The sequence below is a fragment of the Chryseobacterium sp. SNU WT5 genome, from assembly GCF_007362475.1.
Lineage (GTDB): Bacteria > Bacteroidota > Bacteroidia > Flavobacteriales > Weeksellaceae > Kaistella.
Genome location: NZ_CP041687.1, coordinates 95,052 through 108,249, shown reverse-complemented (window position 1 = coordinate 108,249; position 13,198 = coordinate 95,052). Strand labels below are relative to the sequence as shown.

The following is a 13,198-nucleotide window of genomic DNA, read 5'->3' as shown; positions in this document are numbered from 1 at the left end:
TTCATATTCAATTTAATCAATGAAAATTAAGAAATACTTTACGTTTCTAATTTTTTTAGCCCTTTTTATGGTGCTACTTAGTTACGTATTTAAACGTTTTAATTTCAATTCTAATTTAGAAGTTGGTGAAAAAATTGATAGTCTAAATGGAGTTTACGTCCACCATAATGGTGGTGTGAGTCATATTTTGGAAAGAAATAGAACTAAAGATGGGTATAACCTGGGAATGAAATACCAATGTGTAGAATTTGTTAAGCGGTATTACTATGAAACTTACAAACATAAAATGCCAGACGCTTTTGGCAATGCGAAAGATTTTTTTGATCCCAAATTAATGGATGGTGAATTCAATAATACAAGAGGTTTATTACAGTTTACCAACGCAAGTTCTTCAAAACCTCAGGTGGGGGATTTACTTATTTATTCACCCACAATTTTAAATAAATTTGGACATGTTTCTATTATTTCAAAGGTAACTGATGATCAAATCGAAATTATTCAGCAAAATCCCGGTCCTTTTTCTTCAAGTCGTGAACATTTTATTCTTATTCGTAGTAATAACAAATGGAAGATTAATAATAGTAGAATTGTAGGTTGGCTAAGAAAAGATCTTAGTGAGGCTTAAAATTAAAATAAATTTGACAATGTCTCTTTACAACGACAACCCAGGGGTAAAAAAGTAAAATATTATTCCAGATTCTATATTTAGCAAAAGTATTTTAGCCTTGGTTATATCAACCGCGGATTAAGGAGTAATACGATAATTTTTCAATGACGAATACCAAAATTTACCAAAAATTTGTACATTTGATACCGATTAAGGTGCTCATTAATTCGCCTTATCAGCATTAATAAAACATATCTATGAAAGTATCTAAACTAGCCGCGAATCTGGTAGGTTCCGAAATTATCAAAATTGGAAATCATGTAAATGACCTTAAGTCAAAGGGAGCAGAAATTGCCAATTTAACTATTGGAGATCTTAACTCCAACATTTATCCTATTCCTGATCTTTTAAAAGAAGAAATCACCAAAGCGTATAAGAATAACTTAACAAATTATCCGCCGGCAAATGGCCTTTTATCTTTAAGACAGGCAATTTCCAGTGATATTAAAAACAGATGGAATCTGGATTATTCAGAAAATGAAGTATTAGTAGCTGGTGGTTCCCGACCATTGATTTATGCGGTATTTAAAACAATAGTGGATGCTGATGAGAAAGTAATTTATCCAGTACCTTCATGGAATAATAATCATTATGCCTATTTGACTGAAGCTCAAAAAGTAGAGATTGAAACGTCACAATCCAATAACTTTTTACCAACTGCAGAAGAACTACGACCACATTTGAAAGGTGCTGTATTGATCGCGCTTTGCTCTCCTTTAAATCCAACAGGAACCATGTTCACCAAGGAGCAGTTATCAGAGATCTGTAAACTTATTATCGAAGAAAATAAAAGTAGAGGTGAAGACGAAAAACCTTTGTATCTGATGTATGATCAGATTTATGCGATGCTTACTTTTGGTGGTGATCACTTTGATCCGGTTTCTTTATTTCCGGAATTGAAAGAGTATACCATTTATATTGATGGCGCTTCTAAATGTTTCGCAGCAACCGGAGTTCGTGTAGGGTGGAGTTTTGGTCCATCGTTAATTATTGACAAAATGAAAGCTTTGCTTGGACATGTTGGAGCTTGGGCGCCAAAACCTGAACAGGAAGCCGTAGCGGTCTTGCTTAACCACCCCAAAGAGGTTGATGCTTTTGTAAATAAATTTAAAGGGGAAATTGCTAACAGTCTTACGGTTCTACACGAAGGAATTCAAAATCTTAAAAATCAAGGTTTTGCTGTTGAAAGTATCCAGCCAATGGGTGCATTATATTTAACCATTAAGATGGATTATATCGGCAAAACTACCCCTGATGGTAAGTTGTTAAAAGATTCTTCTGATGTTGTTTTTTATTTTATTGAAGAAGCTGGTATTGCCTTAGTTCCCTTCTCTGCTTTTGGTAATTCGCGGGAAATGCCTTGGTTCCGTGCTTCAGTTGGGGGAGTTTCTTTAGATGAAATAAAAAATGTGCTGCCTCGATTAGGCCAAGCCTTGAAAAAATTATCATAAACCGTTTTTACCAGATTGAAAAAATTAAAAATAATCGCAGTTATTCCTGCCCGCTATCAGGCTAGCCGATTTCCTGGTAAATTAATGGAGATTTTAGGTGAGAAAACAGTTATTGCAACAACATATCAAAATGTAGTAGAAACAAAACTTTTTAGCGAAGTTCTCGTAGCTACAGATTCTGAGATTATTTTTAATGAAATTAAGAGTATTGGGGGAAGTGTAGTGATGACTGGTGAGCATGAAACAGGAAGTGACCGAATTGCAGAAGCAGTCGAAAATATTGATTGTGATATCGTCGTAAATGTTCAGGGTGACGAACCTTTTCTCAAAACCGAACCTTTAAAGGAGCTTATTTCTGTTTTTAATCATGATGATGATGAGCAGATTTCCTTAGCTTCGTTAAAAATAAATTTAAAGGATATCAAAGAGATAGATAATCCCAATAATGTTAAAGTTATTACGGATAACCAAGGTTTTGCACTCTATTTCAGCCGTTCAACAATTCCATTTTCGAGGGAGACCAAAATAGAAACGAAATATTTTAAGCATATTGGCGTTTATGCTTTTAGGAGAAAGGCGTTGCTTAATTTCGCGAGATTGCAAATGAAACCGTTAGAAATAGCCGAAAAGATTGAATGCATAAGGTATTTGGAATATGGCATGAAAATCAAAATGATAGAAACGGATTTTGTCGGGGTAGGGATTGATGTTCCTGAAGATCTGGAGAAGGCAAGAATGCTTTTGAAGGATACTGAAATTTGATTGAATAATTTTTTCACCGTCGGTCAATTAGTAGTCTGATAGAATATAGTGATTAGCATAACTAAAGTCAGCAACATTTCATTTCAAAAGGTATATATTTGAGTATTGTTCGTTTAGAGCACTATTAAATAAAAAATTAATGTAAGAAAGAGCGTCTGTAGTGCGCAATGTAAGTATATGAAAAAGTTATTTTTAGTATTTGCCTTAGGGTTGAGTTTTTTCCTTTCAGCCCAAACAGCTAAGGAGATTATTGACAAAAACATAGAATTATCAGGAGGGTTAACCAATTGGAAACTCTTAAATTCAGTTGTCTTGCAAGGTAAAGTTACCCTTGGTATCAATGATGTTTATCCAATCAAAATATATCAGCAAAGACCTAACCTTACCAAAACCGTAATTACAATTGGGAAAAAAGAAATGGCTGTAGAAGGTTATGATGGTAAGAAGGGATATGCCATGAACTACGCAACAAATAAACTTCAGGAATATCCAGATTATAATGCGGAAAGTTTTGATAATGATTTTATCGATTGGGACAGCAAAGGGTTTGACGCAAAATATTTGGGTAAAGAAAAGGTAGGGGATATTTACTGCCATAAGGTAGAGTTAACCAAAAATGTTAATAAGACCATTTATTTCTTTGATGCAAAAACGTATATGGTTTTGAAAGAGATTAAAAAAGAGGAGACTTTAAACTATTCAGATTATAAAGCAGTAGGTAGTCTTATAATGCCTTTCAGAATTGAATCTTCATCTCCTAAAAAAGATAGTGATTATTTGATGATTTTAAATAAAATAGAAAGTAATAAGGTATTGCCAAATAATATATTCAAATTTTAGAAGCAATGAAAAAAATTATAGTACTCTTACTGACAGCTGGTGCAGTCCTACTAAGTTGTAAAAACCAAAAAAGCGAAAATTCGCAGGCAAAAGTTACTGAGAATATGAACAAAACGATATACGACTATAAAGTTGAAGGATTAGATGGAGGAGAGATTAATTTTGCTGATTTCAAAGGCAAAAAGATTTTAGTTGTAAATACCGCTTCCGAATGCGGATTCACTCCACAATATGCAGACCTGGAAAAACTATCCAAAGATTATCCTGAAAAATTGGTAATCGTAGGTTTTCCAGCAAATAATTTTGGTGGTCAGGAACCAGGAACAAATAAAGAAATCGGTGCTTTCTGTGAAAAGAATTTTGGAGTAACATTTCCAATGGCTGCTAAAGTTTCTGTAAAAGGAGATGATACTGCACCAATATTTAAATTTTTGACTAAAAAAGAATTGAATGGTGTAAAGAACACTGCAATCCTTTGGAATTTCACTAAGTTTTTGATCGATGAAAACGGAAACTTAATTGATTCTTTCATTAGTACGACAAAACCAACAAGTGAATCTATTACCAAATATTTAAAATAAAAAGTTTACGTAAGGATATTTTATCCCTGCTTTATTAATTAAAAAAAAGGTTTATTGAATAGTCAATAAACCTTTTTTGATCATTACAGTTAATTCAGAATGTTGGAACACGAATGATATAAGTTATTATATACCTTTTATCGGTAGCGCTCATGTTCCTTATTCTTCGTGAATTTATTGATAACTGGTTTCAGTAGTTTTTTATACTTTTCAATGTCGAATAGCTGAGAATCTGTAAGCGCTTTATAAGTAAGCCATATTCCGAACGGGAAAAGAACTAAGTTTGGTAGCCAAGCAGCCAGATACGGATCCATATTTCCTGCCCAGGCAATGTTTTCTGCCGTTAAGTTTAGTAAATAAAATAGTATAAAAATAAAGATTGCAATCACAACCGGTAAACCTAAACCACCTTTGCGAATAATAGAACCTAAGCTGGCGCCAATTAGAAAAAAGATAATACAGGTAACAGAGTAGGCAAAAATACGCTGTTGATACATAATAACCCTCGAAAAATAGGCATGCATATCTTTTATTTGTGGATCTTTTCCTGTAGTAGAAACTTTTATATTTTCAATTTTATTAAATGCTGAAAGAAGCATTTCCTGCTTTTTTAACAACTTAATGGTATCGATTTTTAGAGGAGCAGCAATTAATTTTTTATTAGGCACTTTATCCACGTGACTTACATAATTATTAGTCTGACTTATCAGCTCATAATTAATATTATCTAATATTTCTTTATTACTTTTTTTAGCGTTTGCGATGGTTTTATTAAGTTGAACTACATTTTGAAAAGAGTAGTCATCTGTTATTTTTTCAGCTTCTAGCGCCTTATCAATTATTTCTGAAATGTTAAAATGGGAAACCAGCGTGTCGAATTTTACCGCCTGATCCGGTTGCTTTAATCTTTGATTATAATCTGTACTGTTAAGTTGATCTTCATAAATATGGCCATTAAACAAAACTAATTTTAAATAGTTTGGATTAGTTGCAGGAACAAATTTTCCTTTCTCCGCAATAATAGACTGTTGATCATCATAGGAAGTAGCCATTTTTCTAATAAAAACTCCAGTAAGATCTTCTCCATTTTCCCCTGAAATTTTGTCAAATTTCACACTATACCCTGGAATCTGTTGAATAAACTGACCAGGTGTAAAATTAAGTGCGGGTTTGGTTGCTGCAATATTGTACAGCATATTCTTAGCTTTACGCTGGAAATCGGGTGTAATATTATTAGAGAAGAAGAATAAAAGAATAGAAAAGAATAATGTGGTAATAAACAACGGTAACATAACTCTAGTTAACGAGATTCCAGCAGCTTTCATCGCAGCAAGCTCGTACCGTTCTCCAAAATCACCGAAGGTCATAATGGAGGATAGAAGAATAGTTAAAGGTAAAACAAGCTGAACGACAATTGCCGACAAATAGGAAAGCAATTTCAATATTTCCCAATAACTTAACCCTTTGCCCGTAAACTGAGCCAGCCGGATCCAGATGATATTCACCACAAAGATGAAAAACAGCACGCTGAAAATGAAAAGAAAAGGGCCGAAAAAAGTTTTAATGACGTAACCGTCAAGTTTTTTTATCATGGTTCAAATTTACCAAAAAAAGTCACAATGTTTTCACATTGCGACTTTCTAAACTGATTGTATTCTTTCTAAAGTTCGGTAACAAAATAATTTTTATAATTATCTTTATCGAAGGCAAACATTGTAGGACTTAATTTTTGGTTATCCTTATAATTACTGATAGCAATTACAGATACCGTATTATCATCACTGAATTGTTCAACTTTTACAAGTTGTTTATTAGCTGAATTCACAAATAAGTTAACTTCCTTAACCCCGTTTTTTTTCACAGGAGTCAACTTAATATAATCTGAGTTTACACCATTTACATTTAGCTTACCAACATACTTAACATTGTAGCCTTTTTTATACTCTTCAATATAATTTAAGGGTGAGAACATTTGCTCGCTTCCGGTTGGTTTCGCAACTGTAATTTCTTGATCTTCTTCAGAAATATTGTAGATTTTGTTCCCGTCAAAAATTTGCTCAGTACCCATGATTTTTAACTTGTACTTATCTTTAGCAGAGTAGAAAATGCCAGGTTCGGTCTTCGTTACTTTTTTACCCGTGCCTGTACCGAAAACAAATTTAAAATAGACATTATTTTTACTTTTATAGTTGGAAGCCACCGCATCTAAGATTGTTTTTGCTTTTGCATCAATCTTCTGAGCAGAAAAACTTGCAGTTGTTGCAACAACTAAAAGTCCAAGGGATATTTTTTTTAATAAGTTCATTTGTTCTTTATTTTTTGGATGAATTAATTAATCTAAAGTTAAACTATTGTTTAAGATTTAAAATTACTTTCGCAATTCTTCCAAAAACTGTTCCAAAGAGTTGAGATCAGAAATCTGAACCTCTCTTGCTTTTGCACCATTAAATCCGCCTACAATTCCGCTCGCTTCCAGTTGATCCATAATTCTTCCTGCGCGATTGTATCCTAATTTCAATTGTCGTTGTAGCATAGAAGTAGAACCTTGTTGTGTTGAAACGATTATTCTGGCAGCATCTTCAAAAAGAACGTCTTTCTCGTTAGGGTCAAACGCACCTACGGTAGAAGCTGTATCATCCGCAGAATATTCAGGAAGCATAAATGCACTAGAATATCCTTTTTGCTCTCCAATAAATTCAGCGATTTTTTCCACTTCAGGAGTGTCAACAAATGCACATTGCAGACGCATAATTTCATTACCGTTAAAGTACAGCATATCACCTTTCCCAATCAACTGATCAGCGCCCGGTGAATCCAAAATCGTACGGGAATCTACACTAGAAATTACACGAAAGGCAGCTCTAGCTGGAAAATTAGCTTTAATCATTCCTGTAATTACATTTACAGAAGGTCTTTGCGTAGCTACAATTAAGTGAATACCTACAGCTCTTGCCAATTGGGCTAACCTTGCAATAGGAAGTTCTACTTCTTTTCCTGCTGTCATAATTAAATCTGCGAACTCATCAACAACCAGCACGATATATGGTAAGTATCGGTGGCCATTTTCAGGATTTAATTTTCTTTCTGAGAATTTCTTGTTGTATTCTTTGATGTTTTTACAGAACGCATTTTTTAGCAAATCATACCGCTGATCCATCTCAATACAAAGAGAATTCAACGTGTTGATCACTTTGTGCGTGTCCGTAATAATGGCATCTTCACCGTCTGGAAGTTTTGCTAAATAGTGTCTTTCAATTTTTGAATACAGAGAAAGTTCTACTTTCTTTGGATCAACCATTACAAATTTCAACTCACTTGGATGTTTTTTATAAAGAAGCGAAGTCAAAATAGCATTGATCCCAACAGATTTACCTTGGCCAGTTGCACCTGCCATCAACAAGTGAGGCATTTTCGCTAGATCTGCCATGAAGATTTCATTAGAAATTGTCTTACCAAACACTACTGGCAAATCCATATCGGTATTTTGAAATTTTTGGGAAGCGATCACACTTCTCATAGAAACCATAGAAGGATTTTTTCTTGGTACTTCTATACCGATCGTTCCTTTTCCCGGCATCGGCGCAATAATTCGAATACCCAGTGCAGAAAGGTTCAAGGCAATATCATCTTGCAGTTTTTTAATAGAAGCCACTCGAATTCCGGCTTCCGGAACAATTTCATAAAGGGTAACGGTGGGTCCTATGGTTGCTTTAATTTCAGCAATACCAACATTGAAGTTCTTTAGAAGACCGACAATCTTATTCTTATTTTCTTCTAATTCTTCTTTATTTACGTAAATTTCTTCGTTTCCATAATCATGAAGTAGATCAATGGTTGGCATTTGAAATTTCGCCAGTTCTAATTTATGATCGTAATAACCGTGTTTATCAACCAGTTCTTGTGACTTTTTATCACTTTCATCAAGAATATCGACTGTTTTTGCAACTTCTACTTTAAAATTAATGTCATCTACTTTAACTTCATTTTCATTGAAAGCAGTTGTTGAAGGTACCAATGATATCGAAGCAGCCTCATCAGCGGGTTCAAATGATGTTTTGTTAGGAGTTTGAATAGGTTCGATTTCCTGATTGAGTTTTAGTTCAGTAGAATTTTCAACTAATGTTTGAGGAATAGAATGATCGATTACTGTTATTTTTTCTTCTGCAGAATTTACGGCATCTTCCAGTTCGTCATCAGTCTCCAAATTTTCCGATGAATTGGGGAGGATTCCTTTAACACGTCCTATTGTTTTATCATTCAATTCATTCATCTTCGATCTGATGTTTGATGGATTAAGATTGAATTCGAGAATAAAATATAAACCTATACTTACCAAAATTACCAACCAAAGTCCAGCAGTTCCTATTACAGAGTTTAGGAAATCCATAATTTGGAAACCATACACGCCACTTAGAACGCCTTGGCCGTTAGTTACCGCACCCATTAAAATTGGGAGCCAGCAGATAAAGAATAAAGAATGACCGATTGTTTTCCAGGGTTTGAAATAATTTTTCTTTAAGATCATTAGACCGCAAACAAAAAACAGAAAAGCAACTAGAAAAGCTGCAATACCAATGCTTTCAAAAATAAAAATATTTCCTAACCAGTCTCCGATTTTACCGAAAATATTCGATGATTTTATCGTTTTGTCCAACATGGTTCCGGCCTGGCTTTGATCTGCTTTCCAATTCATTAAATAGGAAATAAAAGAAAACAGTCCGACAATCGAAATCAAAAGAAATAAAATGCCAAAAAATATACGTGGTTTTGAGAGAGTTTTGTTGTGCTCAGCCGTTTTAGACGGTCTTTTTTTCGTGTCTTTTTCCATAATATCAATGTGGGCAAATTTAATAATAAAAAATAACAAAATTTCTTGATGAGCGGAGTAAATTTTCAAATTATAAGCCTATGTATTCTGTATTTTTTTACAAATCTTTATTTTTTAGCACTTCTATCCAGAAATTCTTTCTACTAAACCGGTTTATTAAAGTAGAGGAAGTTGATGTCAGAATAAACATTTTTTTCGGAACAGTATTTGAGTGATTTTCACTGTAAATCATTAAGAACTTTACATCATGGAAAATTCAAAAAATAAAATAGCACAAGATATCGATAATTCGAAACGTAACATTCCTGTTCAAAAAGAGAAAGATCTTAGTCATGACTCTTCGGAAGAAAGAAAACTAAAAGATATTGTTGATAATAAAAATAGGAAGTATGCTGAAAATGCAGTTCCTCCTGACGCATGGGAAAATCAACAGAAAGCATATAACGAGGCATGGGAAAATAACAAAAACCAAGCACTGGAAGACGACATCTGATTATGAAACCAAAAATCCACTTTATAGTGGATTTTTTCTGTTATTTAATTTCGCTTGCATCTTCTTTTTCAAAGATTTTTATCGGTTTTTTATCATGACCAATTGCTACCAAAGTAAAATCACCTGACACCGCTCTTTCTCTAACTTCGTCGTACATCTGTTCAACATAAACTTCAACGTTTACTTTTAAACTTGAGTTTCCTACATATTTTACGCGACCAATTAATTCTACCAAAGTATCTGCTGGAATAGGTTTCTTGAAATCGATACGGTCACAACTTACCGTCACAAATGATTTTCTTGCAAATCGGGTAGCGGTCATAAAAGCAACTTCATCCATCATTTCCATCACCGTTCCACCAAACATCGTATTATGGTGATTTGTAATATTGGGGAAAACGACTTTAAAAACTCGGGTTTCTGAATTTTGGATTTTTTCTTCGTAGTTCATTGTTATTGAATTAAAACATTAATAATTGAAATGAACAGAAAAGCTGACAGAATTGTCAATTAAATTTTCTGCTTCAAATCGCGAAAGCATTTTTAATTTCAAATCAGGGATCTGACTTTCCGAGAGCGGATTACAGTTGCGCGACAGTTCGTGATTTGCACACGATTCACCTTTAAATTGAAATATCAACCACAAATATAGAATTTTTTCAGTTACTCTAATGCTTGCTATTTTTACAAACGACCAGTTTAAATAAGTTTGGAATCATTTTTGTCACATTAAAATCACACTAAAACTTTATATTATGATACCACAAGATAACACCAGTGAACAAAATGAAAATTTGAAAGAAATGAACTATAGTTCGGATAAAGATATTTTCAATCAAGAAGAACATGTTTCATTGGATGGAAATGGAAATCCAATTTTACATGAAAAGAAAGGTCCAGAAAGATTAGGTGATGATTTGGATGTTCCAGGTTCAAGCGCCGATGATGCAATGGAAGCAATTGGTTCAGAAGACGAAGAAAATAATTTCTACAGTCTCAGTGACAATGAAGATAATCACGAGGAAACCAATGAAGACCTTCTTTCTTAGCACGCTAAACCTTACTTTCTGAGTAAGGTTTCTTTATATTCAATTCTAAATGAGGGGATTTTTTTCCTCTTTTCTTTGCTTTGTATTTTACAATTTGAATATCTTTAAAGTTTCGTAACCGAAAATCTTGTCAAGGTTCTGGATCTTGACAAGGTTAGTTTAAAAACCTAATTATAATCATGACTTTTCAAGAACAGATACAACAAGGAATTCCAAATGAACTTCCTGCAATTAAACCTTACGATCCCCAAATTAATCACGCACCGAAACGGAAAGATATACTCACAGCAGAAGAAAAGAAACTGGCATTAAAGAATGCATTGCGTTATTTTGAGCCCAAATTTCATGCTGAACTTTTACCAGAGTTTAAAGAAGAATTGGAGAAGTATGGACGAATTTATATGTATCGTTTTCGTCCGGATTATGAAATAAAAGCACGTTCCATTAAAGAATATCCAGGAAAATCGGAACAGGCAAAATCGATCATGTTGATGATTCAAAATAATTTGGATTACGCGGTAGCACAACACCCACATGAATTAATTACTTACGGTGGAAATGGAGCGGTTTTTCAAAACTGGGCACAATATCTTTTGACGATGAAATATTTGTCGGAGATGACCGATGACCAAACTTTGACTATGTATTCGGGACATCCGATGGGCTTATTTCCGAGTCATAAAGAAGCGCCAAGAGTTGTTGTAACTAACGGTATGGTGATTCCAAATTATTCAAAACCTGATGATTGGGAAAAACTTAATGCATTGGGTGTTTCACAATATGGACAAATGACGGCTGGTAGCTATATGTATATTGGCCCGCAAGGGATTGTTCATGGAACTACCATTACCGTTTTGAATGCTTTTAGGAAAATTAAAAAAGAACCGAAAGGTGGACTGTTTGTCACTTCAGGTTTAGGTGGAATGTCTGGTGCGCAACCAAAAGCCGGAAATATCGCCGGATGTATTACCGTTTGTGCAGAAGTAAATCCGAAAATTACCAAGATCCGTCACGAGCAAAAATGGATTGATGAAATTCATGAAAATTTAGATGAACTGGTTGAAAGAGTTCGAAAAGCACAGGAAAATAAAGAAACTGTTTCGTTGGCTTATCTCGGAAATGTAGTTGAAGTCTGGGAAAAATTCGACCAAGAAAATTTACACATCGATATTGGGTCTGACCAAACTTCGCTTCATAATCCATGGGCTGGAGGATATTATCCAGTCGGAATTCCTTTTGAAGAAGCCAATAAAATGATGGCTGAAAATCCTGAATTATTTAAAGAGAAAGTTCAGGAAAGTTTAAGAAGACATGCGAAAGCCATAAATAGACATACCGATAAAGGAACTTATTTCTTTGATTACGGAAATGCCTTTTTACTGGAAGCGAGTAGAGCTGGAGCAGATGTTATGGCGGAAAATCCAACCTTAGGAAGGGAATTTAAATTCCCAAGTTATGTTCAGGATATTATGGGGCCAATGTGTTTCGATTTTGGTTTCGGACCGTTTCGCTGGGTTTGTGCCAGTGGGAAACCGGAAGATCTTCAGAAAACTGATGAAATTGCATGTTCGGTTTTAGAAGAAATCATGAAGAATTCACCGACTGAAATTCAGCAACAAATGCAGGATAATATCACTTGGATTAAAGGAGCACAAGAAAATAAATTAGTGGTTGGTTCCCAGGCAAGGATTCTTTATGCAGACGCAGAAGGAAGAATGAAAATCGCAGAAACCTTTAACAAAGCCATTAAAAATGGAGAAATTGGACTGGTCGTTTTAGGAAGAGATCATCACGATGTTTCGGGGACAGATTCTCCTTACCGCGAAACTTCTAATATATATGATGGTTCAAGATTTACGGCAGATATGGCGATTCAGAATGTAATTGGCGACAGTTTCCGTGGTGCAACTTGGGTTTCCATTCATAATGGAGGCGGAGTTGGCTGGGGCGAAGTAATCAATGGTGGTTTCGGAATGTTGCTCGATGGAAGTGAAGATGCAGATCGTAGATTAAAGTCTATGCTTTTCTGGGATGTTAATAATGGAATTTCGAGAAGAAGTTGGGCCAGAAATGAAGGTGCAATTTTTGCCATTAAACGTGCCATGGAAATTGAACCTAATTTAAAAGTAACATTACCAAATAGTGTCAACGAAGACCTTCTTGCATAATTTATTATTTCTGCTTTAAATAATATAAACCCTACAAAATGTGGGTTTTCTCTAACGAAGTCTATTAAATCATTTAATAGACTTTTTTTGTATTATCAAAAGGTACATTTTTAAACTAAGGGGATACCTTTTATCAACATCAAAATAATTATCAATACCGACCTCAGGAGATAAATCTTTGTTATTGTCCTTTATTAGCCTTACCTTCGTTAGTTATGATGATAGAAATAACAAATATTTATTTTTTTTCAGTGAATTTCTTCGCTGAGAAAAATTCGTTATTTTTACCCTATCTCCATGATGACAATTTTCTGAAAAGTTCTAAAGAGTTCATTTAATCCACCCTGTCAAGATTCAGG

The 13,198-nt window shown here is 34.2% G+C and carries 12 protein-coding genes and 1 riboswitch; of the genes, 8 read left to right on the top strand and 4 right to left on the bottom strand.

Annotated elements, in window-relative coordinates; genetic code table 11:
• Window positions 1-19: 19 nt before the first annotated feature.
• The 5 genes from FNJ88_RS00495 (at window position 20) to FNJ88_RS00475 (ending at window position 4,301) form a co-directional block, all read left to right on the top strand.
• Window positions 20-625 carry a CHAP domain-containing protein gene (locus FNJ88_RS00495; protein ID WP_143851213.1) on the top strand — a complete coding sequence of 202 codons (606 nt, stop codon included), beginning with the start codon at window positions 20-22 and terminating at the stop codon, window positions 623-625.
• A 239-nt stretch (window positions 626-864) separates the two neighbouring features.
• A complete protein-coding gene (locus FNJ88_RS00490) occupies window positions 865-2,118 on the top strand; it encodes a pyridoxal phosphate-dependent aminotransferase (RefSeq protein WP_143851212.1) in 1,254 nt (417 codons plus the stop codon).
• Between the two features lie 84 nt (window positions 2,119-2,202).
• Window positions 2,203-2,880 (top strand): 3-deoxy-manno-octulosonate cytidylyltransferase, encoded by a 678-nt coding sequence (kdsB, locus tag FNJ88_RS00485; protein WP_262711469.1) that lies wholly within the window; start codon window positions 2,203-2,205, stop codon window positions 2,878-2,880.
• Between the two features lie 177 nt (window positions 2,881-3,057).
• On the top strand, window positions 3,058-3,720 hold the full coding sequence (locus FNJ88_RS00480; RefSeq protein WP_143851210.1) for a histidine kinase: 663 nt from the start codon (window positions 3,058-3,060) through the stop codon (window positions 3,718-3,720).
• A gap of 5 nt (window positions 3,721-3,725) precedes the next feature.
• Window positions 3,726-4,301, top strand: a complete 576-nt coding sequence (locus FNJ88_RS00475) for a glutathione peroxidase (protein ID WP_143851209.1) — start codon at window positions 3,726-3,728, stop codon at window positions 4,299-4,301.
• 137 nt (window positions 4,302-4,438) lie between these two features.
• On the opposite strand, the gene FNJ88_RS00470 is transcribed toward FNJ88_RS00475, so the two are convergent.
• The 3 genes from FNJ88_RS00470 to FNJ88_RS00460 form a co-directional block, all read right to left on the bottom strand.
• The gene (locus FNJ88_RS00470; protein ID WP_143851208.1) at window positions 4,439-5,893 is read right to left on the bottom strand and encodes an LptF/LptG family permease; all 1,455 of its coding nucleotides are present in this window, start codon (window positions 5,891-5,893) and stop codon (window positions 4,439-4,441) included.
• Window positions 5,894-5,961: 68 nt separating this feature from the next.
• The gene (locus tag FNJ88_RS00465; protein ID WP_143851207.1) at window positions 5,962-6,606 is read right to left on the bottom strand and encodes a LolA family protein; all 645 of its coding nucleotides are present in this window, start codon (window positions 6,604-6,606) and stop codon (window positions 5,962-5,964) included.
• A 63-nt stretch (window positions 6,607-6,669) separates the two neighbouring features.
• Window positions 6,670-9,129: an FtsK/SpoIIIE family DNA translocase gene (locus FNJ88_RS00460; RefSeq protein WP_143851206.1), complete on the bottom strand. Its 2,460-nt coding sequence runs from the start codon at window positions 9,127-9,129 to the stop codon at window positions 6,670-6,672.
• A gap of 247 nt (window positions 9,130-9,376) precedes the next feature.
• Between FNJ88_RS00460 and FNJ88_RS00455 the strand changes: the two genes are divergently transcribed.
• Window positions 9,377-9,622: a hypothetical protein gene (locus FNJ88_RS00455; RefSeq protein WP_143851205.1), complete on the top strand. Its 246-nt coding sequence runs from the start codon at window positions 9,377-9,379 to the stop codon at window positions 9,620-9,622.
• 40 nt (window positions 9,623-9,662) lie between these two features.
• Here the strand turns inward: FNJ88_RS00455 and FNJ88_RS00450 are convergent, their stop codons facing one another.
• On the bottom strand, window positions 9,663-10,073 hold the full coding sequence (locus FNJ88_RS00450) for an acyl-CoA thioesterase (RefSeq protein WP_143851204.1): 411 nt from the start codon (window positions 10,071-10,073) through the stop codon (window positions 9,663-9,665).
• 86 nt (window positions 10,074-10,159) lie between these two features.
• Window positions 10,160-10,279: riboswitch (cobalamin riboswitch) on the bottom strand.
• Between the two features lie 98 nt (window positions 10,280-10,377).
• Between FNJ88_RS00450 and FNJ88_RS00445 the strand changes: the two genes are divergently transcribed.
• Both FNJ88_RS00445 and FNJ88_RS00440 read left to right on the top strand, forming a co-directional pair.
• Window positions 10,378-10,671: a hypothetical protein gene (locus FNJ88_RS00445; protein ID WP_143851203.1), complete on the top strand. Its 294-nt coding sequence runs from the start codon at window positions 10,378-10,380 to the stop codon at window positions 10,669-10,671.
• Between the two features lie 179 nt (window positions 10,672-10,850).
• Entirely contained in the window at window positions 10,851-12,839 is a 1,989-nt protein-coding gene (locus tag FNJ88_RS00440; RefSeq protein WP_143851202.1) for a urocanate hydratase, read from the top strand.
• The last annotated feature ends 359 nt before the right edge of the window (window positions 12,840-13,198 follow it).